Origin of the sequence: Wocania arenilitoris, from assembly GCF_021728535.1 — a bacterium.
Classification (GTDB): Bacteria; Bacteroidota; Bacteroidia; order Flavobacteriales; family Flavobacteriaceae; genus Wocania_A; species Wocania_A arenilitoris.
Genome location: NZ_JAKKDU010000009.1, coordinates 126,042 through 152,887 on the forward strand (window position 1 = coordinate 126,042; position 26,846 = coordinate 152,887).

Sequence of the window (26,846 nt, forward strand, 5' to 3'; positions counted from 1 at the left end):
TATTAAAAAATCTTCCTGATAATCTATTCAATCATTAGGAGGAAATCTTTTATATTTGATAAAAATCCAATTATCTAAATGAACGATAACTTTATTTTAATTCTAGCCATATTAATTTCTGCTGGCATTGGTGGTTATTTAGGCCTTCTTTTTACAAAACTTAAAAGTAAAAGCGAACAAAGTACACTTAAAGAACGCCAAAATCAAATGCAGTTAACAATTGAAGAATTAAAACAGAATTTGGTTAAAATTGAAAATGAACGCGAAGACATACGTAAAGAAAAAGACTTTTTAAATGCTGAGTTAGCAAAAAAAAATACGGAATACGAAAATCTGCACCAGCAAAATATAAAACGTGATGCCGAATTAGAAGAACGACAAGAGCAATTGCGAAAGGATTTTAAGCTTCTAGCCAACGAGATTTTTGAAGAAAAATCTAATACTTTTAAAAAAGAAAGTAAGGAAAACATAGAAAACATATTGAATCCTTTAAAAGAAAAAATTCAAGTTTTTGAAAAGAAGGTTGAAGATTCAAATATGAAGAACTTTGGTTTACATGAATCATTAAAAACTCAACTCGGAAGTTTAAAGGATTTAAACCTCCAAATGACAAAAGAGGCTACAAATTTGACTAAAGCTTTAAAAGGTGACAATAAAACTCAAGGAAATTGGGGCGAGTTAGTTTTAGAACGTGTTTTAGAAAAGTCTGGTTTAGAAAAAGATAGAGAATACTTTGTTCAACACAGCTTGATTAATGATCAGGGTAAAAGAGTCCTACCAGATGTTATAATAAATTTACCTCAAGGTAAAAAAATGATAATCGATTCTAAAGTATCATTAGTTGCATATGAACAATATGCAAATTCTGAAGACAAAGAATTAAAAAAGAAGTTTCTAACACAACATATAAATTCCATTAAAAGCCATATCAATGACTTAAGTGCAAAAAAATATGAAGATTTATATAAAATAGAATCTCCAGATTTTGTATTAATGTTTATTCCTATCGAACCTGCTTTATATTTAGCCCAAAATGAAGATAAGAATTTCTTTCATACAGCATTTAGTAAAAACATATTGCTTGTTAGTCCTACAACTTTATTGTCAACTCTAAGAACTATTGACACCATTTGGAGTAACGAAAAACAACAAGAGAATGCTAAAGACATAGCAAAGCATGCGACTTCCTTATATGGGAAATTTAAAAACCTTTTAGATGATTTAGAAACTGTGGGAAATAGGATTAATTCAACTAGCACTGCTTATCAAAATGCAATGAAAAAACTTACCGGAAATCAAAACTTAATCAAAGATATTGACAAGTTGGAGAAATTAGGAATTAGTCCTAAAGAAAAGATTAGTCAAAAATGGAAGGATAAAGCAAGTATTGATGATGATAATTCACTCCCAGAAGCTATTATAAAACGTGCAGAAGAAGACGAATAAAATTAAATTATGTTTAAAAAAATAAAAGATTCTCAAATTACAATTTCTGAGCTCATGTTGCCTTCTCACTCTAATTTTAGTGGTAAAATTCATGGAGGGCATATTTTAAATTTAATGGATCAAATTGCTTTTGCTTGTGCGTCAAAACACTCTAATAACTATTGTGTAACAGCATCTGTTAATCGTGTTGATTTTTTAAACTCAATTGATGTTGGAGAGTTGGTTACATTAAAAGCCTCAGTTAATTATACTGGAAAAACTTCGATGGTAATAGGATTACGTGTTGAATCAGAAAATATTCAAACTGGAGAAATTAAACATTGTAATTCGTCCTATTTTACGATGGTTGCCAAAGATAACAATGGAAAAAATGTAAAAGTCCCTGGCTTAATTTTAGATTCAGAACAAAGTGTACGCCGATTTGCAAGGAGCATAGCTAGACAACAGCAAGCAAAAAAACGTTCTAACAAATTTAAATCTTCAGAGTTTATAATTGATGAGCATTTAGAAATAATTAAAACTCAGAATGCTAAAATAGAGTTATAAAAAAATTTTATTATTTACTCAAATACATCTTCCTTCTTGAGTATAAGTCGTAAAATTCATCATCTTTTAAGCTATCAATAAACAAGATACTTTCTCCTGTACTTTTCATTTCTGGCCCTAGTCTCTTATCAACATTTGGGAATTTATTAAAAGAGAAAACAGGTTGCTTAATAGCATAACCATCTAACTGAGGATTGAAATTAAAATCTGTTACCTTTTTCTCTCCAAGCATAACTTTTGTTGCATAATTAACATAAGGCTCCTTATAGGCTTTTGCAATAAAAGGTACCGTTCTAGAAGCTCTAGGGTTTGCTTCAATAATATAAACCACATCATTCTTAATAGCAAACTGAATGTTAATTAATCCAACAGTATTTAATGCCCTAGCGATAGTATGCGTATGATCTATTATTTGTTGCATTACTAAATCGCCTAAATTAAAAGCAGGCAATGTAGCATTTGAATCTCCCGAATGCACACCACATGGCTCGATATGCTCCATAATGCCTATGATATAAACATTTCCATCGGCATCACAAATAGCATCGGCTTCTGCTTCAATAGCACCATCTAAATAATGGTCTAATAAGAGTTTATTATTTGGAATTTTACGCAATAAATCAACAACATGTTCAACTAATTCTTCTTTGTTTATTACAATTTTCATCCCTTGACCTCCTAAAACGTAAGACGGTCTTACTAAAATTGGAAAATCTAATTCATCGGCTAAAGCCAAAGCTTCATCAGCATTTTCTGCAACTCCAAATTCTGGATAAGGTATGTTATTTTCTTTTAAAAGTTTTGAAAAACTTCCTCTGTCTTCAGCTAAATCAAGAGATTCAAAACTAGTTCCAATAATTTTAATTCCGTATTTGGTTAACTTCTCTGCTAATTTTAAAGCCGTTTGCCCTCCTAATTGTACAATAACACCTTCTGGTTTTTCATGTCGAATAATATCGTAAATATGTTCCCAAAAAACAGGTTCGAAATATAATTTATCAGCCGTATCAAAATCGGTTGAAACCGTTTCTGGGTTACAATTAATCATAATAGTTTCGTAACCACATTCAGCTGCTGCTAAAACACCATGAACACAGCAGTAATCAAACTCAATACCTTGACCTATTCTATTTGGACCAGAACCTAATACTACAATTTTCTTTTTATCTGAAACTATACTTTCGTTATGAACATATTGCTCTCCAGAAGCTGTCTCTACAACATTCTCGAACGTAGAATAATAATAAGGTGTTTTTGCAGTAAATTCAGCAGCACATGTATCTACTAGTTTATACACACGCTGAATATTCATTTCTTCTCGCTTATTGTAAACCTGACTCTCTAAACAACCTAGCATATGAGCAATCTGACGATCACCATAACCTTTTTGTTTAGCCTCAAGCAGTAAATCTTTATCTAAGGTATCTATTGTATAATTAGAAATTTCTTTCTGCAATTGGAATAGTTCTTCGTATTGTTTTAAATACCACATATCAATTTTAGTGATATCGTATATCTGACTCAGAGGAATTCCCATTTCAATAGCATCATAAATCGCAAATACACGATCCCAAGATGCATTAGTAAGTTTTTCTATAATTTGATTGTAATCATTATATCCTTTTCCGTCTGCTCCAAGCCCATTTCTTTTTATTTCTAAAGATTGAGTTGCTTTGTGTAGTGCCTCTTGAAATGAACGCCCAATTCCCATAACTTCTCCTACAGCTTTCATTTGCAAACCTAGAGTTCTGTCTGAACCTTCAAATTTATCGAAGTTCCAACGTGGTATTTTAACAATAACGTAATCTAAAGTTGGCTCAAATAACGCTGAAGTAGATTTTGTTATCTGATTGTCTAACTCATCTAAAGTATAACCAATAGCCAGTTTTGTTGCGATTTTAGCAATTGGATAACCTGTTGCTTTACTTGCTAATGCAGAAGATCGAGATACTCGTGGGTTAATTTCGATAGCAATAATATCTTCTTTCTCATCTGGACTTACAGCAAATTGCACATTACAACCACCTTCAAAATCACCAATACTGCGCATCATTTTAATGGCCATATCACGCATTTTCTGGTAGGTTCTATCGCTTAATGTCATTGCTGGAGCTACTGTAATAGAATCTCCTGTATGAATTCCCATAGGATCCATGTTTTCAATAGAACAGATAATTACAACGTTATCATTTCTATCTCGAAGCAATTCTAATTCGTATTCTTTCCAACCCATCATAGCTTTATCAATCATGACTTCGTGAATTGGAGAAACTTCTAATCCGCGACGTAATAATTTATCAAAATCTTCCTCTTCATAAACAATTGCCGCTCCTGCTCCACCTAAAGTAAATGACGAACGAATACATAAAGGAAAACCAAACTCTTGAGCAATTTCTTTTCCTTTTAAGAATGATGTTGCTGTAGCTTGTGGTGCCATGTCAACCCCTATTTTACCCATTAACTCTCTAAACTGCTCTCTATCTTCAGTTATATTTATAGCATTAATATCAACACCTATTAACTCTACTCCAAAATCTTCCCAAATGCCTTTTTCATCTGCTTCAATACATAAGTTTAATGCTGTTTGTCCGCCCATAGTTGGTAAAACAGCATCAATATGTGGGTGTTCTTTTAAAATCTTAATAATAGATTTTGTTGTTAAAGGCAACAAGTAAACGTGATCTGCCATAGAAGGATCAGTCATAATAGTTGCTGGATTAGAGTTTATAAGAATCGTTTCTATTCCATCTTCCTTGAGTGATCTTAAAGATTGAGATCCAGAATAATCAAACTCGCACGCTTGACCAATAACTATAGGTCCTGATCCAATAATTAAAATAGACTTTAGTTTTTCGTTTTTTGGCATTTTCTTTTGGTTATATGTTGTATTTTAATTCGTTACAAAAATAATAATCAGTAGATATAAAAAAAGGCGTTACACTTAAGTAACACCTTTAAATTATCAACAATTGTTAATCATTATTTCTTATGTCTAGTTTCAGATGACACAGATAATTTTTTTCTTCCCTTAGCTCTTCTACGTGCTAATACTTTTCTACCATTAGCAGATGCCATTCTTTCTCTGAAACCATGCTTGTTTCTTCTCTTTCTTTTAGAAGGCTGAAATGTTCTTTTACTCATTATCTTATATCTTTAAAATCTGAAATGCAATTTTTAATTTTTGGGTTTCCAAAACCGAGGGCAAATATACAAAGCCTTTATTACTTTGCAAACCATTTTTAAAAAAATATTTTTAATTTGTTTTTTTAAGAACTGAAGTTGCTCTACACCTTAATTTATTTGGGGTAACCAATACTTTTTGCTAAATACCTATGCTTTATTTTTAATAAAAATTTAGTTTCTTTGCAGTTGAAAAACGTCAATAAAAAGATTCATTTTTAATATTCAAGTATTTAACTTTATCTCAAATTTACAAATCATGTACAATAAAATTATAAAACTAATTATTGCAGCAGGTATTATTGCATATGCTGTTTATCAATTTACCGAAGGTTATATTGGTAATGGTATTATGTTTATACTATTATCATTAATTTTTGTTTTCCTATATTTTAAAAACGAATTTATTTTATTGGCTTTTTTAAGATTACGTAAGCAAGATTTTAATGGTGCTAAAAAATGGCTAAATAAAATTAAAAACCCTGAGTCTGCATTGGTGAGAAAACAACAAGGGTATTACAATTATTTACATGGTATTATGGTTTCTCAAAGCAATATAAATGAATCAGAAAAGTTTTTTAAGAAAGCTATTTCGTTGGGATTATCTATGGATCATGATTTAGCTATGGCAAAACTTAATTTAGCTGGTATTGCTTTTTCAAAACGCAGAAAACAAGAGGCTCAAAAATTATTGACTGAAGCTACAAAACTAGACAAGCAAGGTATGCTTACAGATCAGATTAAAATGATGAAGCAAAACATGAAACGCTCAGCAGGACCAAACCAACATTATGGCACTGGAGGATCTTTAAGAGCACAAAAACGCAGAGGCTAATCTATAGAAACATTATAATACCCTTCTTTAGGAATATCAACCATATATAATTTCCTAGATTTATTGTTAAGATGTGGTTCTCGTAACCATGGGTTATGCAGTTTTAATATTTTATAATTAATGCCAAAATCTTGAGCAAACTTAGCGAAATTAGTAACTGCTGTATCAACTTCTACTTTATAAGTTGGAATATTTTCATATAAATCTTTATCTCTAAAATTAAATCCGTACTTCTCTGGATTCGATAAAATCTCTTTAAGAGCCACAATTCTAAATAAATAGCGACCCGTTTCTTCACCTAACAATAAATCGTAATAATTATCAACTTTTTGAGCTTTTAATCGTTTAGACATTCCATAAGTCCCACCATTATAAGCCGCCGCTGCAAGAGTCCAAGAGCCTAAAGATTTTTTAGATTTTAAAAGATACTTACATGCCACTTCGGTAGCCTTTTCTAAGTTATAACGCTCATCAACATTGGTGTTTATTTCTAAACCATTTTCTTTACCTGTGCCTTTCATTATTTGCCAAACCCCTCTAGCACCAGCTGGAGAAACCGCATTGGTTAAACCACTTTCAATAACTGCTAAATATTTAAAATCGTCTGGAACACCATGCTTTTTCAAAATAGGCTCTATTATAGGGAAATACTTTTTGGCTCGTTTAAACATTAACAACCCGTTAGATTGCCAGTAGGTATTAACTAGTAACTCTCTATCCATACGCTCTAAAATATCTGGATTGTTAAGCGGCATGGCTTCACCAGCAAAATTTAAATTATCTGGCACTTGTAGTGCATAAACGTTATAATCGTTAATTAATTTGGTTTCAAAATTTTCATCTGTAGGTGCATCTTGTAGGGCATAAATAAATAATCCGCATAAACTTAATAATCCTACAAACGCTAAGGCTTTCTGTATAATCTTCATTTTTAAAAAGTTTTGGTTAAAGTTAAAAATAATCTTTGTCCTAATTTAAGTTTTTTAAAATAATTTTAGGTAAATTTTCGTTGAACCACCTATATTTATTGATAATCATGATATGTGTACCGCCTTTTAAAGTAATACAATTCGTGATATTTTTAATAGGAAACACAGCATCATTATCTCCATGAATGTGTATTATTTCTGGATTATATTTTACTTGATTCCAACATACCATATTTTCAATTGCCCAACTCAAATATTTACTATCATTTACTGATAAATATTTTTTATACAGCTCTAAACGCTTAACAACATGACCTCCAAAAGCATATTTAGCAAGCGTATCAATATTACTGGCAAGCTGTATTGGTATTAACTTATAAGCTTTTGTGGCTTTAACAATTAGCATGCGCTTGGGTAGTTCTTGCATCGATTTTACGCTCGATACAATAATGAGTTTTCTAACCTTAATATGCTTATTAATTTCTTGAACTAATACACCTCCAAACGATACACCAAGTAACACAATATTATCATGCTTTATCATTTTTAAAAGCCTTAAAGCATAATTACTTATGGTTTCTTTTTCTAGCGGAATTATCCACTCTAAATAATGAATTTTAAACTGATTTATAGGTAGTTTAATATGCTCAAAAATTTTAGGACTTGCAGCCATTCCTGGCATAAAATACACATGTATTACTTCTTGACTCATAAGGTTTTAACCTTTAATTTTATTGATAGTAACGTTTTTTTTTCGTACTTTTGCACAAAGTTATAAAATAGAGCTTGCTATTTTAAAGTATTCCTAAGAAATAAAATAAAATTCATTATGGTTGAAAGTGCAGAATTAGTTGACAATGATTTTTTACGTCAATATGAAATAAAAATTGATAACCATTTAGCAAAAATTGAATACTCTTTACAAGAGCGAAAGATTTTTTTAACAAAGCTTATAATTCCTGAAGGTATAAAAGACGAAAACTTTAAAAAAGAGTTTTTAGCACTTGTTTTTGATCAAATTGAAGAACGTAATTTAAGTGTTGTACCAACAAGTCCTGAGATTGCTAAGTTTGTTAGAGGAAATAGAAAGTATAAACGTATGCTTCCTGTTGGAGTTAGAATATAAAAGTTAGAAGCTAGAAAAATATTAAATCTGGAGTTTTGTCTTCAGATTTTTTTTATAAAGCAAGTTCATTTTCAAACTCAAACCTAACTAAACCATCATCATCAATTTTAGTTAATTCAACCTCGTGCAATGTATTTACCAATTCTGGGTTCCAAGGTGATTTTACTTTTATGTAGTTTTCGGTAAAACCATAAATATACCCTTCTTTATTTTCACTTTCAAATAAAACTGTTCGCTTAGCGCCTAATTGATTTTCGTAAAATGCACGACGCTTTTTAACTGATAATCCACGTAGCATTTTACTGCGCTTGCTTCTTACATTCTTTGGCACTACACCATCCATATCAGCAGCTTCAGTATTATCGCGTTCAGAATAAGTAAAAACATGTAAATAAGAAATATCTAAAGTGTTTAGGAAATTATAGGTTTCTAAAAAATGTTCGTCTGTTTCACCAGGAAATCCAACAATAACATCAACACCAATGCATGCGTGAGGCATCACCTCTTTTATTTTTGAAACACGATCTTCATATAATTCTCGCATATAACGACGCTTCATTTTTTTTAATATGTCGTTACTTCCAGATTGTAATGGTATATGAAAATGTGGTACAAAGGCCCTAGATTTCGAAACTAAATCAATAGTTTCATTTTTTAATAAATTGGGTTCTATTGACGAAATTCGTAAACGCTCAATACCTTCAACTTTATCTAGCTGAGTAACCAAATCTAAAAAAGTATGCTCGTGTTTTTTATTACCAAATTCACCCTTACCATAATCACCAATATTAACACCTGTTAATACAATTTCTTTAATATTTTGCTTAGAAATTTCTTTTGCATTTTTAAGCACATTTTTCATAGTATCGCTACGCGAAATACCTCGTGCTAAGGGAATGGTACAATATGTACATTTATAATCGCATCCATCTTGTACTTTTAAAAAGGCACGTGTTCTGTCGCCTATAGAATAGGAGCCCACATAAAAATCGGCATCTTCAATTTCGCAGGAATGTACTTCGCCGAAATCATTTTTTGATAAGTCGCTTAAGTAATCTGTAATTTTAAATTTTTCAGTTGCACCAAGTACCAAATCGACACCATTTACATCGGCTAATTCTTGTGGTTTGAGTTGTGCATAACAACCAACGGCAGCAATAAAAGCTTCTGGATTTGTCTTTTGCGCTTGTTTTACAATGGTTTTAAAACGCTTGTCTGCATTTTCGGTAACCGAACAGGTATTAATTACATATATATTGGCCTTTTCAGAAAAATCAACCCTATCAAAACCTTCATCATTAAAATTTCTGGCAATGGTTGATGTTTCAGAAAAATTAAGTTTACAACCTAAAGTATAAAATGCGACTTTATTTTTCATTTGGCGTTTAAAAAGACTGCAAACTTACAACTAATTAGTTATATTGAAAAACAGAAATTCACAACTAAAGCGTTATTAAATTATTTAATTTATTAGAGCTAAAGAGCATTAATTTTATTATCAAATTTTTCTACTTGTTTTTGCTCATATTCTTTTTCGTTTATAACTCCAAAAACAATAAAATAAACAGCTGCACCATATAAAAACATTATTAGAAAGTCCTGAAATGGTAATGATAATTTAAAAATTTGTACTGCAAATAAACCTTCTTCAATAGCATATAAAATAACTCCTAAGAAAACATAAATATAGCTTTTATTACTATAAGCTCCTTGTCTTAAATATGCAAACTGCACCATTAACAATGTTAAAAAAAAGGTAATTAATGCTGGTGTTAAAAAAACTCCTAAGTCTTCATAAAGAAACCATATTAAAAATATGGTATAGACAAACATAATTAAGGTAAAAGGGATTAACCTTGAAACATTAAAGTCTTTTCTATGCGAAAATTTCATGCTTAAAAATATTTTAGCAACAGAAAAAAAGAACAAACTAAAGCCTAAAAGAATAAAATTATCATAATTTGCATATATATTAAGCAAATCTCCGATAAGAAAACATACCAAGGCTAAAAGCACACATAAATGTTTTTTGTAATTACTACCAACCTTATTAAAATAGAAGTAACCTATTAAAAGCAGTATAACAAAAGGTTTGGATATGAATCTATATGGAAACGCTGAGCAATTAAGCTTTACGTAAATATCTAGAAAAAGTATTGAGAAAAATAGTAATGTAAATCGCTTATTATTTTTAAAGATATGTTTTACCATTATTTGAAGCAATGATTAATACCAACGAAAATAACAAAAATATCGATTAAAACCTATTTTTGTAGTAAAATAATACAAATGTAAGACTATTTATTGTCTCCTGTATTTTTTAGTTTCTTCAAATACGTGTTCTAAAATAGCTTGGTCTTTTTTAGTAAATTCTAATTCACGTCTGCCCATTACAACTCGGACGACTTCAAAAGCTTTTTTGGTTAAATAGGTGGTAAAGCCAGCATTCCCACCCCAACTAAAGCTAGGTATAAAGTTTCTTGGAAAACCACTACCAAAAATATTGGCGCTTACACCAACAACAGTTCCTGTATTAAACATGGTGTTTATACCACATTTACTGTGATCACCCATCATAAGTCCGCAAAACTGTAAGCCTGTTTTAGCAAATCCTTCAGTTTGATAATCCCACAAGCGCACTTCGGCATAATTATTTTTAAGATTTGAGTTGTTGGTATCTGCTCCTAAATTACACCACTCACCTATTACAGAATTTCCTAAATAACCCTCGTGCCCTTTATTTGAATTTTGAAAAAGTACTGAGTTTTTTATTTCTCCACCAACTTTACTATAAGGTCCAATAGTAGTAGGTCCATAAATTTTAGTGCCTAGTTTTATTCCTGCGCTTTTGCAAAGCGCTAATGGTCCACGAATTAGAGCGCCTTCCATAATTTCGGCATTCTCTCCAATATAAATTGGTCCGTCACTAGCATTTAGGGTAGCAAACTCTATTATAGCACCTTCTTCAATAAAAATATTTTCTGGAGCAATAATATTATTAGTTGATGGAATAGGTTGAGATTTTCTATCTTTAGTAATTAGATTAAAATCTTCTTGAATAGCTTCTCCGTTTTTAGAGAAAATATCCCAAGTGTGTGTTATTTTGATAACATCTTCGTTAAACTCAATAGCTTCATAGGTATCAAAATCAATATCTTCCTGTGTATTTTTGGCATAAAAAGCAATGACATCTTCACCATTAAATATCGCTTGATTTTCTTTTAAGCCTTTAATAAGGCTTACTAAAGTATCGTTTGGCAAATATGAAGCATTTATCATTACATTTTCGTCCATTTCGACCATGGGGTATTTATCAGACAAATAATCTTCAGTAACCGTAGTTATGGTAGAAGTTAAATATCTTTCCCACTTTTCACGAATTGTTAAAATACCAACTCTAATATCAGCAACTGGTCTAGTAAAAGTAAAGGGTAATAAATTATTACGCGAAGGACCATCAAAAAGAATATAGTTCATCTTTATCTTATTATAAACGCCAAATATAAACATTACAATAAGCAGTTGTATCTCATTTTAACTAGTAAAATAACCAGTTATCGTTGTGTTCGAGAACACTAAAATAATAATTACAAAAAAAGCCTTTCAGTAATCCTGAAAGGCTATAATATATTTATTTGACTAAGTTTATTTTTTAAACTTAGCGTATTTGTTTTTGAACTTATCAATACGACCAGCAGTATCTACCAATTTAGATTTACCAGTGTAATATGGGTGAGATGTTCTTGAAATCTCCATTTTTACTAATGGGTATTCAACACCATCAACTTCTATAGTCTCGTTAGTAACAGCTGTAGATTTTGTTAAAAACACATCATCGTTAGACATATCTTTAAATGCAACTAATCTATAATTTTCTGGGTGTATACCTTTTCTCATTGCTAAATGCTTTTTATTCTTTTCAATTTTCGAGCTGCAAATTTACTTATTTTTTATAAAACTACAATAAAATTTTATTCTTTTTTATTTAGTGTATTTTTGTTTTAAATATAAATTAATAAAATGGAAAGTAAACAACAAATCTTAAAGCCCATAGCCTACAAATACGGTTTACTCCTGGGCTTAGTAATAATAGCATCAATAGTTATTGCACCAATGGTAGGCCAAAATATCATCTTAACTGTTTTAAGCTTTTTAGCTACATTATTAGTTTTTGTTTTTGGTATAAAAAAATTCAAAACCAATAATGCCAATAAAATATCTTTAGTTGATACCATTAAAATTGGTCTTGCCATCGCCGTAATAGGTGCTTTAATCGCTACGATTTACACTTATATTCATTTAAATTATTTAACAGAGCAGACATCTGTTATTAATTACAATTACCCAATGTTAATTATTAGAACGCTTTCTGTTGGTCTTATTATTTCATTAATTACTGGGTTAATCGTTAAAAATGACCACTAACACTTCAATTAATTTCAGTATTTTTGAAATATAAATTTTGAAAGTTTCTAAATGAATATATCTGTAGTTATACCGCTACTTAACGAACAAGAGTCTTTAACAGAACTAAATGATTGGATTGCAAAAGTTATGCAATCCAATCATTTTTCTTATGAAGTTATTTTTATTGATGATGGCAGTACTGATGATTCTTGGCAAATTATTAGCAAGCTGTCTAACCAAAACAATCAAGTAAAAGGTATTCGGTTTTTAAAAAACTATGGCAAATCGCAAGCATTACATGCTGGTTTTAAAAAAGCACAAGGGAATGTTGTAATTACCATGGATGCTGATTTACAAGACAATCCAGATGAAATTCCAGAATTATACAGTATGATTGTTAACGATGGTTACGATTTAGTTTCTGGATGGAAAAAGAAACGCTACGATTCTGTGATTGCTAAAAACTTGCCATCTAAATTATTTAATTGGGCAGCAAGAAAGACCTCTGGTGTTAAGCTGAATGATTTTAACTGTGGACTTAAAGCTTATAAACTAGATGTTGTTAAAAATATTGATGTTAACGGCGAGATGCATCGTTATATTCCAGTGCTTTCTAAAAACGCAGGTTTTACTAAAATTGGTGAAAAAATAGTACAGCATCAAGCCAGAAAGTATGGCGAAACTAAATTCGGGATGAATCGGTTTATACATGGGTTTTTAGATTTAATCACCATTTGGTTTTTATCGCGTTTTGGTAAGCGGCCAATGCATTTATTTGGTGCATTAGGTGTTATTATGTTTGCTATTGGGTTTGGGTTTGCTTTTTATTTAGGCGTAGATAAATTATTTTTAAATCCTTCGGGAAGGCTTATTACCCAACGCCCTCAATTCTACATTGCATTATCTACCATGATAATTGGTACTCAATTTTTTGTAGCTGGCTTTTTAGGCGAAATTATTTTAAGAACCAAGCAAAATAAAAAACGGTATTTAGTTAAGGATAGATTGAATTTTTAATTAAACGCTTATTTACTAAAAGGTTTTAGTTGAAAAATTATATTTCAAAATTAGAAATGCTAAAAACTAACTACCGAAATGATTACTTTTGTACCCTGCAATTAATTAATACTTATTATGATTCACATTAAACCAGAAATTTTAGACAGAATTAACTCGTGGTTAACACCAACTTTTGATGAAGAAACGCAGCAAACTATAAAAGATAGTATTGCAAATAACCCTGAAGATATTCAGGAAAGTTTTTACAAAGATTTAGAATTTGGTACAGGTGGAATGCGCGGTATAATGGGCGTTGGCACCAATAGAATCAATAAATATACTTTAGGAAAAAACACTCAAGGTTTAAGTGATTATTTACACAAATCTTTTCCAAACGAAATACCAAAAGCTGTAATTGCTTATGATTGTAGACACAACAGTAAATCCTTAGCAAAAATAGTCGCTAATGTATTTTCTGCAAATGGTATTGAAGTTTATTTATTTGAAGATTTAAGACCAACTCCAGAATTATCATTTGCTTTAAAACATTTAAACTGCCATTGCGGTATCGTTTTAACAGCATCACATAATCCACCAGAATATAATGGTTATAAAGTATATTGGCAAGATGGCGGACAATTAGTACCTCCACACGATGATGCTATCGTTAATGTGATAAATAATTTAGACTATTCTGATATAAAATTTGAAGCTAACAATAATTTAATTCATAATATAGGAAAAGAAGTAGATGATGCTTTTATTGATGCATCGGTAAGTAACGGAAGTTTTAATACATCTGAAACTGCAAAAGACGACTTAACCATTGTTTTTACATCGTTACATGGTACATCTATTACAGCAGTTCCTGAAACTTTAAAGCAAGCTGGTTATAAAAATGTACATATTGTAAAAGAACAAGAAATTCCTAATGGTGATTTTCCAACGGTAGAATCTCCAAACCCTGAAGAGCCAGCAGCATTAAAGATGGCTTTAGAGTTGGCTGAAAAAGTTGAAGCCGATATCGTTATTGGTACAGATCCAGATTGTGATAGATTAGGTATTGCGGTTCGTAATTCTGAAAACGAATTACAATTACTTAATGGTAATCAAACCATGCTGATGATGACAGATTTTCTTCTTAAACAATGGAAAAAAGAAGGCAAAATTAAAGGCAAAGAATTTATAGCATCTACTATAGTTTCTACGCCAATGTTAAACACGCTTGCTGCATCATATAATGTAGAAAGCAAAATTGTACTTACTGGTTTTAAATGGATTGCTAAATTAATTCATGATTACAAAGACCTTAATTTTATTGGTGGTGGCGAAGAAAGTTTTGGTTATATGGTTGGCGATTTTGTTCGCGATAAGGATGCTGTAACCTCAACACTTTTAGCTTGCGAAATTGCTGCACAAGCAAAAGCTAATGGTGGTTCACTTTATAAAGATTTAATTGATTTATATGTTGAACATGGTTTCTATAAAGAACACCTTATTTCATTAACTAAAAAAGGAATAGAAGGTGCTGAAGAAATAAAACAAATGATGATTGATGCTCGCGAAAATCCGTTAACTGTAGTAAACGAATCTAAAGTTGTTAAAATTGAAGATTATCAATTATCCATTTCAAAAAACATGATTACTGGTGAAGATAGTTCTATAGATATTCCAAAATCAAATGTATTGATTTATTATACTGAAGATGGGACTCAAGTTGCCTTAAGACCAAGTGGTACAGAACCAAAAATAAAATTCTATATAAGTGTGAATACAACTTTAAATTCAGCTTCAGAATTTAAAACTGCTAAAAATCAACTTGATGCAAAAACAGCAGCAATTGTTAAAGATATGCAACTTAGCTAATGAATCATTTTGCAAACATACTACGGTATGCAAAACCGTATAAACGATTTGCTGTAGGACACATTATTTCTAATGTTTTTTTTGCTTTGTTTGGAGTTTTATCTTTTATCGTGCTAATTCCGATGCTAGATATCCTATTTAAAGAAAATGTGGTTGCCCCTACAACAAAACCTACTTTAGAAAAAATAACTGAGATTAAAGATTTTTTCGAAAACTACCTAGCCTATCAAGTTACCGAGTACTCTCATGGCGATGACCTCAGAGCTCTTTCATTTGTTGTTGTTCTAATTATTTTTATGTTTTTATTTAAAAATATTTCAGGGTATTTAGCAAATTATTTTTTAGTTTTTTTACGCAATGGTGTTATTCGTGATTTAAGAAATGGTGTCTATAAAAAAACGGTGGAATTACCGCTTTCATTTTTTTCAGAAAAACGAAAAGGAGATATATTGTCGAGAGTAACTAGTGATGTTTTAGATTTGCAATATTCCTTTTTATCTGTTTTAGAACTTATTGTTAGAGAACCACTAACAATCATTTTTACTATAACAGCTATGCTTTTAATAAGTGCAGAATTAACTTTATTTGTATTTATTTTTATTCCAATAATGGGCTTTATCATATCAAAAATTGGTAAAAGTTTAAAGCGAAAATCAGATCGTGTTCAAAAAGAACAAGGAACCTTTCTTTCAACCTTAGAAGAGACTTTAACAGGACTACGTATTATTAAAGGTTTTAATGCTGAAGATAAATTCAATGGTAAATTTCAAGAATCTACATCTCGTTTTTATCACTTCTCAAACAAACTCTTAAATCGTCAAAATTTGGCTTCTCCAACCAGTGAGTTTTTGGGCATATGTATTATAGCAGCTATTTTATGGTTTGGAGGATCTATGGTAATAACTGGTGAGATAGATTTTTTATTTATATCTAAAAAAGCAACGTTAAAAGGAAGTGAGTTTATAACATATATGGGCTTATCTTATAATATCTTGGTTCCTGCAAAAGCTATTTCAAGAGCGCTTTACAATATTAAAAGAGGAGGCGCTGCCGCGGAACGTATTCAAGAAATTATTGACACTCCTAACCCTTTAAAGGATAAAGAAAATGCTATTGAGAAAACAACATTTGATTCTGAAATAGAATTTAAAAATATTTCATTCAAGTATGAAAATGAATATGTACTTAAAAACTTTTCTTTAACTATTCCTAAAGGAAAAACTGTGGCTCTTGTTGGACAATCTGGTAGTGGAAAATCTACTATCGCCAATTTAATTACACGTTTTTACGATGTAAATAACGGACAAGTTTTAATTGATGGTTTGGACATTAGTGATTTAACAACAAGTTCTTTACGTGCTCAATTGGGTATTGTAACCCAAGATGCTATTCTTTTTAATGATAGTATAAAAAACAATATGAAATTGGGCAATGACAATGCTACAGATGAACAAATAATTGACGCCTTAAAGGTTGCAAATGCATGGGAGTTTGTTAAAGATTTACCAGATGGCATTAATACTAATATTGGTGATGCTGGAAATAAACTTTCTGGTGGACAAAAACAACGTTTAAGTATTGCTCGTGCTGTATTAAAGAGTCCACCAATTATGGTTTTAGACGAAGCCACATCTGCTCTAGATACCGAAAGTGAACGTTTAGTACAAGTAGCCTTAGAAAACATGATGAAAAACAGAACATCAATTGTTATAGCCCATAGACTTTCTACCATTCAAAATGCCGATGAAATAGTAGTTTTAAAGAAAGGTAAGATTGTTGAACAAGGTCAACATAAAGATCTTATAACTAAAAATGGCACTTACAAGAAACTAGTGGAAATGCAAAGTTTCGAATAGAAACTTACCATATAAAAACAAAAAAAGGATAGAGATTTGGGCCACTATCCTTTTTTTTATTCATTGCTAGATTTGGGGACAAGCTAACAACATAAGTAGATTTCTGATACAAACATAAATCAAAAAAATAGACTACACAAGAAAAATTTGCATTTTATCGTATTTTATAAACATTTCATCGATAAAATAAAATTAATGATCTGGTTTTCAATGTTTTAAAATTTTTAAAAAACACATTAAACTTTTAGTATATTTATTAGTCTAATACCAAACTATTTTCTTTGATTGACGAAATAGAATTATTAAAACATTTAAAATCTAAAACCTATAAAGAACAAGCATTTAAAACCTTGCTTACACTTTATAAGGAACGTTTGTATTGGCACATACGTAGTATTGTAAAATCTCATGACGATGCTGATGATGTATTACAAAACACCTTTATAAAAATTTATAAAAATATTAATAACTTTAAGGGAGATAGCAAACTGTTTTCTTGGATGTATAGAATAGCCACAAATGAGTCTATTACGCTCATTAATAAAAATGCAAAACGTTTACAAGTAACAAATGAAGAAGTGCAACAAATAGCTATAAATAATTTAACTACAGATGTTTATTTTGAAGGCGACGCTATTCAACTAAAGCTACAAAAAGCCATAGCAACTTTACCACAAAAACAGCAATTGGTTTTTAATATGAAGTATTTTGAAGATATAAAATATAGAGATATGGCAGAAATTTTAGAAACTAGCGAAGGTGCTTTAAAAGCATCATACCATATTGCAGTAAAAAAAATTGAAGACTATTTAACTGATAATTAAACCTTTTAATATTAAATGAGTCTTAGTATTGAGTAAAAATAAAATGAAAGACAAAAAATTACATAATATAAAATCTACTGGATTTGAAGTTCCTAAAGGTTATTTTGATGCTTTTGAAGAAAATTTATTAAATAAAATAAGTAAAGAAGAAAACACATTAAATGTTAACTCTAATGGATTTAAAACTCCTGAAGGCTATTTTGACAGTCTGGAAGAGCGCATTATTCAAAATTTATCAGAAGAAAAAGAAACAAAAGTAATACCTCTTATAAATAGAAAGACAATTATTTATATTTCTAGTATTGCAGCTGCGGTTTTATTATTGTTTAATCTTTCTATTTTTGAAAGCTCCTTCACAGTTGGAGATTTAGAAACTGAAACTGTTGAGAATTATGTTATCGACGAAAATATAAGTTCTTACGAGATTGCCTCTTTACTAACTGAAGATGAGTTAAATGAAGATAATCTTGTTGACTATAATTTTGAAGAAGAAAATATTGAAGAATACCTATTAAATAATGCTGATATAGAGGAGTTATTAATAGAATAATAATAAAACATATGAAAAAAATACTATTTATTTTAATTCTCTTAGTTTCCGTTAATGCCATAGCACAAAGAGGAGGCAAACGAGAAAAAATTAAAGCTCTTAAAGTAGCTTTTATAACTGACAAATTAAACTTAACAGCTAAAGAGTCTCAAAAATTTTGGCCTATTTACAATGCTTTTGAAGAAGAAACTAATGCTATTAGACATAGAGAAATTAGAGTTATAAGAAAGGAGATTAGAGATGATTTAGAAACCATGAGTGAGGCTGATGCCAATACACTAATTAAAAGACTTAACGCGGCTGAAAACAAGATGCATAAATTAAGAATTGGACTATCAGAAAAATTGATAAATATTATTCCTGCAAAAAAAATAATTCAGCTTAAAATAGCCGAAGATGATTTTAGACGCAAAATGTTAGATGAACTTAAAAAAAGAAAAAGAGAGAAGCCATAAACCTCTCTTTTTTTATTCTCTGAAAGTTAACTTAGAAATTCTTCCAGCTCCAGCAGCATAAGCTATGCTATCGTTTAAAAACCTAATGGTATAAAAACCTTCATCACTTAAATGTTTCCAAGTAGCTCCTGAGTCGTTACTGTAATCAATACCTTTAAAGCCAATGGCTACAAGCTCCTTCCCTTTTCTGTTTGGAATATACTGCACACAACTTCTGTAACTTGGGTTTTGATTTTGCGCAACCAATTCCCAAGTTTTTCCGCCATCATTAGTTCTTATTTTATTAGCAGTATTATCATCTGGTTTAGTATAATCTCCACCAATAGCAAATCCATTGAGTTCATCATAAAAATCGATAGAATAAATCCCTTGTGTTTCCTTCTCTTTAACAATTGGTGTGTTAAAAACCTCCCAAGTTTTTCCTTTGTTAGGGGAATAATAAACACGTCCAGCAGTAGTCGCAACCCAAGTTTTATCGTCTACAATAGCAATATTGGTATCACTTGCAGCAAAAGCGCCTTCGTTTTCTGTTCCTTTAGGCAAATCATCGCAAGATAATTTACTCCAAGTATTTCCCCCATCACGAGTAACAATAACACTTAAACAGCCTTCAGTTGAATCTCCAATAGCAATACCTTCTTCATCATTCCAAAAATCCATGGAATCGTAGAATGCTTTTGGGTGGTTTTCGTGGTAGACTATAACTTTTTCATCATTCTTAATTTTATATAATCTAGCTGGAGATCCAATTGTAATACCAAATCCATTCTTATTAGTTGAAGCAAAAGCTCTAAAATTATTCTCAATACTATCGTGAGCCATTGGAATTGGATACACAATATCCAATTTATCATCATAATCACTATAATAAGCAACACCGCCAAAACCATTAGATGTTAGAAAAAACACATTATCATCAACTGTAATTTCCAAAGCCCTAACATTCAACAATGAATCTTCTAAAAGATGATTAATTTCAACTTTAGAAAAATTTCTAGCTTTAAATGTTTCCTTTTTCCCACAGGAAGCCAAAAACAAAAAACATAAAAAAAGAGGCGTCAATAATTTCATAAACACTAATTTTTGAGAAAGATAAGTCTTAACATTCAAAAAATAAAAACATTCGTGTATTCGTGGCAATTAACGTAACTTTGCGCCTTATTTATACAACATGCGATTACACAGAAATTTATGCTTTGCGGTTATTGATGGTTTAACTTTAATTTTTAATGAAGGGAAGTATGCCGACAAAGTTATTCAGCAGCTTTTAAAACGTGATAAACGTTGGGGTTCGCGCGATAGAGCCTTTGTTGCCGAAACAACTTATGATATTGTGCGTTGGAAACGTTTATACGCAGAAATTGCTGATGTAAAAGAACCTTTTGATAGAGATAACCTATGGCGTATGTTTGCAGTTTGGGCTACCTTGAAAGGTATAAAATTACCAGATTGGAAATATTTTGAAGGCACACCGCTGCGTAAAATAAAAGGACGTTTTGATGAGCTATCAAAAATTAGAAAATTCAAAGAATCTATTCCAGATTGGATGGACGAAATTGGCAAGAAAGAATTAGGAGATGCTATTTGGACTAAAGAAATTGCGGCTTTAAACGAACAAGCCGATGTTATTTTAAGAGTAAACACACTTAAAACTACTAAAGAAAAATTACAAGAGGTTTTATTTGATTCTGATATTGAAACCGAATTTTTAAATGGCTACCCAAATGCTTTAAAATTAACAGAGCGTGCTAATGTTTTTGCTACTGAGGCTTTTAAAAAGGGTTGGTTTGAAGTACAAGATGCCTCATCGCAATTAGTAGCTGAGTTTTTAAATGTAGAACCTGGAATGCGAGTTGTTGATACGTGTGCTGGTGCTGGCGGAAAAACCTTGCACATAGCATCTTTAATGGAAAATAAAGGTCAAATAATTGCATTAGATATCTATGGCAATAAACTTAATGAGTTAAAACGTCGAGCGAAACGAAACGGTGCTCATAACATTGAAAATCGTGTTATAGAATCGACTAAAGTTATAAAGAAATTATACGATAAAGCAGACCGCGTTTTAATTGATGCCCCATGTTCTGGTTTGGGTGTGTTAAGAAGAAACCCTGATGCTAAATGGAAATTACAACCCGATTTTATTGAAAAAATAAAAACCACACAACAGGATATTTTACAACAATATTCTAGAATGGTAAAAGTTGGCGGGCAACTGGTATATGCAACTTGTTCTGTGTTACCTTCTGAAAATCAAGAACAAGTAACTGCCTTTTTAAAATCTGAAGCTGGGGTAAATTTTGAGTTGCTAAAAGATAAAAAAATACTAGTCCACAAAAAAGGTTTTGATGGGTTTTATATGGCATTATTGGAGCGTAAAGCTTAATTTCAATAACAATTGAATGATTTAAGAATATTTGTATGACAAAATTTTCAAAGCACATATTTTCAATAGTTGTAATAATTAATTTTATTTAATTGTTCTTCTAAAGATGATTGCAAAAAAGATATAATTGTACAGTACCATTACAAACGTAAAAGATAGTTAGGCAAAAAATGATCAGCCATTTAAAACCTCTCCTCTCAAACCTATTAAACGAGACCATTACAAAAGTATCATCGGTTAGTGGTGGCGATATTTCTCAAGCCTATAAAATTTACACTACGAAAAACTCATATTTTTTAAAACTGAATAGTGCCAGCACATTAAACATGTTTCAAGCAGAAGCTTATGGTTTGGAATTGATTGCTAAAACCAACACTATAAAAACACCAAAAGTGATTGCTTTTGATAGTTTTGAAAATTCTGCCTTTTTACTGATGGAATTTATAGAATCTAAACGAGCTACCGCTGAAGATTTTAAACTTTTAGGAGAACAACTGGCTACTCTACATAAATGTACTTCGGATAGTTTTGGGTTGGATAAAGACAATTACATTGGTAGTTTACCACAAAGCAATTCTGCCCACAAAACTTGGGTTAAATTTTATACTCATGAGCGTTTGTTACCTCAACTTGAACTAGCGCAACAAAAAGGTTTACTTTCTGTTTCTGAATGTCCGTCTGAACAACACATTAAAAATCATTTAGAATTATTGTTTAAAGGCATAAAACCATCGTTACTTCATGGTGATTTATGGAGCGGTAATTATCTTATTTCAAAAAATAGTGAACCGTATTTAATTGACCCTGCCGTTTATTACGGACATAACGAAGTTGATATTGCCATGACAAAATTGTTTGATGGTTTTGGTAATGCCTTTTATGAGTCCTATCACTCGTATTTTCCATTGGATGAAAATACATCTGCCAGAATAGACATTTACCAATTGTATTATTTGTTGGTGCATTTGAATTTGTTTGGAAGTAGTTACTATGGCTCGGTGGTTTCTATTTTGAAAAAGTATTTTTAATGTTTCTGTCATTCCTGCCTTTCGACTTCGCTCAAGATAAACTTCGGCAGGAATCTATTTTATTTCTTATCGATTCCGCATCAAGTACGCAATGACAAAACTTTGGCGGATGAGTGCGTTAGGGATTGAAGCATTTGTTGAAGCTCCCCGACGCAGGAGGGAGCGACTGCTGAAAGCCCGACCCAAAGGGTAACGCCCAAACAATTGAAAATCTTGTTGAAAATACTGTTAATAACAGCTTGCGCTTTGATAAAAAAAGACATTCTGAATGGTTAAAAATGTGTATTTTTGCACTTTCTTTAAACACACACAAATAGATAGATAATGATTCACTTCTTTGGAAACACAAATAGCAAAGTTTTTGCTGTTCAAACAACAAAAGAATTATCAACTGAAACCATCTCAAAATTAACGTGGTTATTTGGCAACCAGCCAAAAATAGAGCAAGCATCATTAGATGCTTTTTTTGTTGGTCCGCGTGCCGCAATGATTACGCCTTGGAGCACTAATGCGGTTGAGATTACTCAAAACATGGGCATTCAAGGCATTATTAGAATTGAGGAGTTCGATGCGGTGACTGAAGATTTTAAGAGTTTTGACCCTATGATTTCTGAGAAATTTAATGGGTTACATCAAGAATCTTTTACCATTGATATTAAACCAGAACCTATTTTAGATATTGAAGATATAGCTGCCTACAATGCGCAAGAAGGATTGTCTTTAAGTGAAGAAGAGGTGGCGTATTTGGAAGGTGTTTCAAAAAAAATTGGTCGTCCATTGACTGATTCTGAAGTGTTTGGGTTTTCACAGGTAAATAGTGAACACTGTCGCCATAAAATCTTTAACGGAACATTTGTGATTGATGGGGAGGAAAAACCAACATCATTATTCAAGTTGATTAAAGAAACATCAAAACAAAATCCTAACGATATTGTTTCGGCATATAAAGATAATGTGGCTTTTATTAAAGGGCCAAAAATAGAACAGTTTGCGCCTAAACGTGCTGACATTCCTGATTATTATACGACTGAAGATTTTGAATCTGTAATTTCACTTAAAGCGGAAACGCATAATTTCCCAACAACAGTAGAGCCTTTTAATGGTGCTGCTACTGGTTCTGGTGGTGAAATTAGAGATAGATTAGCAGGCGGAAAAGGCTCGCTTCCTTTAGCAGGAACTGCGGTTTATATGACATCATATTCTAGATTAGAAGAAAACCGTCCATGGGAAAATGGTGTTGAAGAACGCGATTGGTTATACCAAACCCCAATGGATATTTTAATAAAAGCATCTAACGGAGCTTCAGACTTTGGAAACAAATTTGGGCAACCCCTTATTTGTGGGTCGGTATTGACTTTTGAACATGAAGAGGAAGCTAGAAAACTTGGTTTTGATAAAGTGATTATGCAAGCCGGTGGTATTGGCTACGGAAAAGCAGACCAAGCTTTAAAAGACACACCAAAAACTGGTGATAAAATTGTAATTCTAGGTGGTGAAAATTACCGCATAGGTATGGGTGGAGCTGCGGTATCTAGTGCCGACACAGGAGAATTTGCTTCTGGTATTGAATTAAATGCTGTACAGCGTTCTAATCCAGAAATGCAAAAACGTGCTGCAAACGCAATTCGTGGTATGATTGAAAGCGAAGAAAATTTTATTGTTTCTATCCATGACCATGGTGCTGGCGGACACTTAAATTGTCTATCTGAACTAGTTGAAGATACTGGCGGAAAAATAGATTTGGATGCATTACCAGTTGGAGACCCTACCCTATCTGACAAAGAAATTATTGGTAACGAATCTCAAGAACGTATGGGATTGGTTATTTCTGAAAAGCACCTTGAAACACTAAATAAAATTGCAGATCGTGAACGTTCGCCAATGTACACTGTTGGTAATGTAACTGGTGATGATAGATTTACATTCCAATCTAAAAGCAAAGGCAACAAACCAATGGATTTAGCCATGGAAGATATGTTTGGTAGCTCGCCAAAAACTATCATGACGGATCATACGGTTAAAAGAAACTATGCTGATGTTGCTTATAACACTGATGATTTTTATATTTATTTAGACCAAGTTTTACAACTTGAAGCGGTTGCCTGTAAAGATTGGTTAACAAATAAAGTAGACCGTTGTGTTGGTGGTAAAGTGGCAAAACAACAATGTACTGGTCCTTTACAATTGCCATTAAACAACGTTGGAGTTATGGGGTTGGATTATAAGGGAAAAGAAGGTATTGCAACTTCCATTGGGCACTCGCCTATTTCAGGATTGATTAACCCTGTAGCAGGAAGCAGAAACTCGATCACCGAAGCTTTAACTAATATTGTTTGGGCCCCTTTAAAAGACGGATTGCAAAATGTATCCTTATCTGCTAACTGGATGTGGCCTTGTAAAAATGAAGGTGAAGATGCACGTTTATATAAAGCTGTTGAAGCCATTTCAGAATTTGCTATTGATTTGGGAGTCAATATTCCAACGGGGAAAGATTCACTTTCTATGAAGCAAAAATATCCTAATGAGGATGTGATTTCTCCAGGTACAGTTATTATATCAGCTGCTGCTAATTGTAACGATATTTCTAAAGTTGTTGAGCCTGTTTTTAAAGCTAATGGAGGCGATATATACTATATCAATTTATCTCAGGATGATTTTAAATTAGGAGGAAGTTCATTTGCACAAGTTTTAAACAAAATAGGAAATGATGCTCCCAATGTTAAAGATGCGGGATATGTTAAAAACGTTTTCAACACCATTCAAGATTTAATAAAAAATGAACAAATTGTAGCGGGACATGATGTGGCTTCTGGCGGATTAATCACCACGCTTTTAGAATTGTGTTTTGCTAATAACAATATTGGAGCGGAATTAGACCTATCCGCATTAAACGAAAAAAATTCGTTTAAAATCTTATTTGCTGAAAATGCAGGAATCGTTATTCAATCAAAAGACACTTCAATAGAAACTGTATTATCTGAGGCTAATATTGATTTTCATAATATTGGAAAAGTTATTGAAACTGACAACTTAAGCATAATTAATCAAGCTGAAGTATTCACAATGACCGTTTCACGTTTACGCGATGTCTGGTACAAAACATCATTCTTATTAGACCAAAAACAAACGGCAAATAATTTAGCAGAAGACAGATTCAACAATTATAAAAATCAACCTTTACAATATACGTTCCCAGAACATTTTACTGGTAAATTACCTGAGACTGGAAGCAACAGACCTAAAGCAGCTATTCTAAGAGAAAAAGGAAGCAATTCTGAACGCGAAATGGCAAACGCTATGTATTTAGCTGGTTTTGATGTGAAAGATATTCATATGACAGATTTAATTTCTGGTCGAGAAACCTTAGAAGATATTCAGTTTTTAGGAGCTGTTGGTGGCTTTAGCAATTCTGACGTTTTAGGGTCTGCAAAAGGTTGGGCAGGTGCCATAAAGTATAACGAGAAAGCCAACGAGGTTATTAAAAACTTCTTTAATAGAGAAGACACTTTGTCTGTTGGTATTTGTAATGGTGCTCAACTATGGATGGAATTGGAATTGGTAAATCCAGAGCATGATATTCATGGTAAATTAACCTATAACGATTCCCATAAACATGAAAGTGCCTTTACTTCTGTAAAAATACAGGAGAATAATTCTGTGATGCTTTCTACTTTAGCAGGTTCCTCTTTGGGGGTTTGGATTTCACATGGTGAAGGAAAATTTAGTTTACCGTACACCGAAGACCAATATAACATCTGTGCTAAATATGGTTATGAAGGCTATCCGCACAATCCAAATGGTTCTGACTTTAATACAGCTATGATGTGCGATAAAACTGGTCGCCATTTGGTTACTATGCCGCATATAGAGCGCTCTACCTTTCAATGGAACTGGGCACATTATCCAAAAGGCAGAAAAGATGAAGTGTCTCCTTGGCTGGAAGCTTTTGTAAATGCTAGAAAGTGGATTGAAAAGCATTAACTTATTTCAAAAAAACATAAACATAAAAAAAGCTGCTTAAATTAATAAGCAGCCTTTCAAAACTAGAGCTATTCCTTGAAACTACTCCTTTTGATTAATAGCAATCTTTAAAAGCTCCACTTTATTCAATCGATCTTCAAGAGCTTTAATATTGTTGTTTAGTGCTTCGTATTGAGCCTCTTGTGTTTCTATAATCTTCTGCTGTTCTTGAATGGCTTTAATTAATACAGGGATTAATTCGGTATAGCTTACTCCATATTTATCTTCATTTTCATCGTAGGTAACTACATTTTTAATAACCTCATCTACCTTGTTTAACGTCAGCAAAAAGTGAACTTTTATAGGTTGATTTTTAAGAGAGAAAAAAGATTATAATTTTAACCTTAAAAATCATTACAATGAACAGAGAACACAATGCAAAATCATTAATCA

24 protein-coding genes are annotated in these 26,846 nt (G+C 31.7%); 14 read left to right on the plus strand and 10 right to left on the minus strand.

What is annotated here, in order from left to right; all coding sequences use genetic code 11:
• Positions 1-78: 78 nt before the first annotated feature.
• Positions 79-1,446 carry a DNA recombination protein RmuC gene (locus L3X37_RS09275; RefSeq protein ID WP_237239899.1) on the plus strand — a complete coding sequence of 456 codons (1,368 nt, stop codon included), beginning with the start codon at positions 79-81 and terminating at the stop codon, positions 1,444-1,446.
• A gap of 9 nt (positions 1,447-1,455) precedes the next feature.
• Complete coding sequence (locus tag L3X37_RS09280) at positions 1,456-1,992, plus strand: acyl-CoA thioesterase (protein WP_237239900.1); 537 nt, start codon at positions 1,456-1,458, stop codon at positions 1,990-1,992.
• 10 nt (positions 1,993-2,002) lie between these two features.
• Here L3X37_RS09280 and carB read toward each other — a convergent pair whose 3' ends face one another.
• Positions 2,003-4,858, minus strand: coding sequence for a carbamoyl-phosphate synthase large subunit (carB, locus tag L3X37_RS09285; protein WP_237239901.1), 2,856 nt, complete (start codon positions 4,856-4,858; stop codon positions 2,003-2,005).
• A gap of 113 nt (positions 4,859-4,971) precedes the next feature.
• Positions 4,972-5,133, minus strand: a complete 162-nt coding sequence (rpmH, locus tag L3X37_RS09290) for a 50S ribosomal protein L34 (RefSeq protein WP_027878648.1) — start codon at positions 5,131-5,133, stop codon at positions 4,972-4,974.
• A gap of 298 nt (positions 5,134-5,431) precedes the next feature.
• On the opposite strand from rpmH, the gene L3X37_RS09295 reads away from it, so the two are divergent.
• The gene (locus tag L3X37_RS09295; RefSeq protein WP_237239902.1) at positions 5,432-6,007 is read left to right on the plus strand and encodes a tetratricopeptide repeat protein; all 576 of its coding nucleotides are present in this window, start codon (positions 5,432-5,434) and stop codon (positions 6,005-6,007) included.
• Here the strand turns inward: L3X37_RS09295 and L3X37_RS09300 are convergent.
• A complete protein-coding gene (locus L3X37_RS09300) occupies positions 6,004-6,936 on the minus strand; it encodes a lytic transglycosylase domain-containing protein (RefSeq protein WP_237239903.1) in 933 nt (310 codons plus the stop codon). The genes L3X37_RS09295 and L3X37_RS09300 overlap by 4 nt on opposite strands.
• Before the next feature lie 40 nt (positions 6,937-6,976).
• A complete protein-coding gene (locus L3X37_RS09305) occupies positions 6,977-7,648 on the minus strand; it encodes an alpha/beta hydrolase (protein WP_237239904.1) in 672 nt (223 codons plus the stop codon).
• A 117-nt stretch (positions 7,649-7,765) separates the two neighbouring features.
• Here L3X37_RS09305 and L3X37_RS09310 point away from each other — a divergent pair, with 117 nt between their 5' ends.
• Entirely contained in the window at positions 7,766-8,062 is a 297-nt protein-coding gene (locus L3X37_RS09310) for an N-acetyltransferase (protein WP_237239905.1), read from the plus strand.
• A gap of 52 nt (positions 8,063-8,114) precedes the next feature.
• On the opposite strand, the gene mtaB is transcribed toward L3X37_RS09310, so the two are convergent.
• The 4 genes from mtaB to L3X37_RS09330 all read right to left on the minus strand — a co-directional run bounded on the left by mtaB (position 8,115) and on the right by L3X37_RS09330 (position 11,959).
• Positions 8,115-9,440, minus strand: coding sequence for a tRNA (N(6)-L-threonylcarbamoyladenosine(37)-C(2))-methylthiotransferase MtaB (gene mtaB, locus L3X37_RS09315; RefSeq protein ID WP_237239906.1), 1,326 nt, complete (start codon positions 9,438-9,440; stop codon positions 8,115-8,117).
• Between the two features lie 98 nt (positions 9,441-9,538).
• Positions 9,539-10,273, minus strand: coding sequence for a lysoplasmalogenase family protein (locus tag L3X37_RS09320; RefSeq protein ID WP_237239907.1), 735 nt, complete (start codon positions 10,271-10,273; stop codon positions 9,539-9,541).
• Positions 10,274-10,363: 90 nt separating this feature from the next.
• The gene (locus L3X37_RS09325) at positions 10,364-11,539 is read right to left on the minus strand and encodes a GlmU family protein (protein ID WP_237239908.1); all 1,176 of its coding nucleotides are present in this window, start codon (positions 11,537-11,539) and stop codon (positions 10,364-10,366) included.
• Between the two features lie 168 nt (positions 11,540-11,707).
• On the minus strand, positions 11,708-11,959 hold the full coding sequence (locus tag L3X37_RS09330) for a type B 50S ribosomal protein L31 (RefSeq protein ID WP_237239909.1): 252 nt from the start codon (positions 11,957-11,959) through the stop codon (positions 11,708-11,710).
• 123 nt (positions 11,960-12,082) lie between these two features.
• Between L3X37_RS09330 and L3X37_RS09335 the strand changes: the two genes are divergently transcribed.
• The 7 genes from L3X37_RS09335 to L3X37_RS09365 all read left to right on the plus strand — a co-directional run bounded on the left by L3X37_RS09335 (position 12,083) and on the right by L3X37_RS09365 (position 19,019).
• Positions 12,083-12,487, plus strand: a complete 405-nt coding sequence (locus L3X37_RS09335; RefSeq protein ID WP_237239910.1) for a DUF4199 domain-containing protein — start codon at positions 12,083-12,085, stop codon at positions 12,485-12,487.
• A gap of 51 nt (positions 12,488-12,538) precedes the next feature.
• Complete coding sequence (locus L3X37_RS09340) at positions 12,539-13,486, plus strand: glycosyltransferase family 2 protein (RefSeq protein ID WP_237239911.1); 948 nt, start codon at positions 12,539-12,541, stop codon at positions 13,484-13,486.
• Positions 13,487-13,603: 117 nt separating this feature from the next.
• Positions 13,604-15,334: a phospho-sugar mutase gene (locus L3X37_RS09345; protein WP_237239912.1), complete on the plus strand. Its 1,731-nt coding sequence runs from the start codon at positions 13,604-13,606 to the stop codon at positions 15,332-15,334.
• On the plus strand, positions 15,334-17,190 hold the full coding sequence (locus tag L3X37_RS09350; RefSeq protein ID WP_237239913.1) for an ABC transporter ATP-binding protein: 1,857 nt from the start codon (positions 15,334-15,336) through the stop codon (positions 17,188-17,190). Before L3X37_RS09345 ends, L3X37_RS09350 begins: the two co-directional genes overlap by 1 nt.
• Positions 17,191-17,471: 281 nt before the next feature.
• Complete coding sequence (locus L3X37_RS09355) at positions 17,472-18,014, plus strand: RNA polymerase sigma factor (protein ID WP_237239914.1); 543 nt, start codon at positions 17,472-17,474, stop codon at positions 18,012-18,014.
• Between the two features lie 43 nt (positions 18,015-18,057).
• Complete coding sequence (locus L3X37_RS09360) at positions 18,058-18,564, plus strand: hypothetical protein (protein WP_237239915.1); 507 nt, start codon at positions 18,058-18,060, stop codon at positions 18,562-18,564.
• An 11-nt stretch (positions 18,565-18,575) separates the two neighbouring features.
• A complete protein-coding gene (locus tag L3X37_RS09365; protein WP_237239916.1) occupies positions 18,576-19,019 on the plus strand; it encodes a sensor of ECF-type sigma factor in 444 nt (147 codons plus the stop codon).
• Positions 19,020-19,031: 12 nt separating this feature from the next.
• Here L3X37_RS09365 and L3X37_RS09370 read toward each other — a convergent pair whose 3' ends face one another.
• Complete coding sequence (locus L3X37_RS09370) at positions 19,032-20,090, minus strand: WD40/YVTN/BNR-like repeat-containing protein (RefSeq protein WP_237239917.1); 1,059 nt, start codon at positions 20,088-20,090, stop codon at positions 19,032-19,034.
• Between the two features lie 100 nt (positions 20,091-20,190).
• Between L3X37_RS09370 and L3X37_RS09375 the strand changes: the two genes are divergently transcribed.
• The 3 genes from L3X37_RS09375 to purL all read left to right on the plus strand — a co-directional run bounded on the left by L3X37_RS09375 (position 20,191) and on the right by purL (position 26,414).
• Positions 20,191-21,405, plus strand: coding sequence for an RsmB/NOP family class I SAM-dependent RNA methyltransferase (locus tag L3X37_RS09375; protein ID WP_237239918.1), 1,215 nt, complete (start codon positions 20,191-20,193; stop codon positions 21,403-21,405).
• A gap of 170 nt (positions 21,406-21,575) precedes the next feature.
• Positions 21,576-22,433 (plus strand): fructosamine kinase family protein, encoded by an 858-nt coding sequence (locus L3X37_RS09380; RefSeq protein ID WP_237239919.1) that lies wholly within the window; start codon positions 21,576-21,578, stop codon positions 22,431-22,433.
• Between the two features lie 324 nt (positions 22,434-22,757).
• Positions 22,758-26,414 carry a phosphoribosylformylglycinamidine synthase gene (gene purL / locus L3X37_RS09385; RefSeq protein ID WP_237239920.1) on the plus strand — a complete coding sequence of 1,219 codons (3,657 nt, stop codon included), beginning with the start codon at positions 22,758-22,760 and terminating at the stop codon, positions 26,412-26,414.
• 81 nt (positions 26,415-26,495) lie between these two features.
• On the opposite strand, the gene L3X37_RS09390 is transcribed toward purL, so the two are convergent.
• On the minus strand, positions 26,496-26,741 hold the full coding sequence (locus L3X37_RS09390) for a hypothetical protein (protein WP_237239921.1): 246 nt from the start codon (positions 26,739-26,741) through the stop codon (positions 26,496-26,498).
• Between the last annotated feature and the right edge of the window lie 105 nt (positions 26,742-26,846).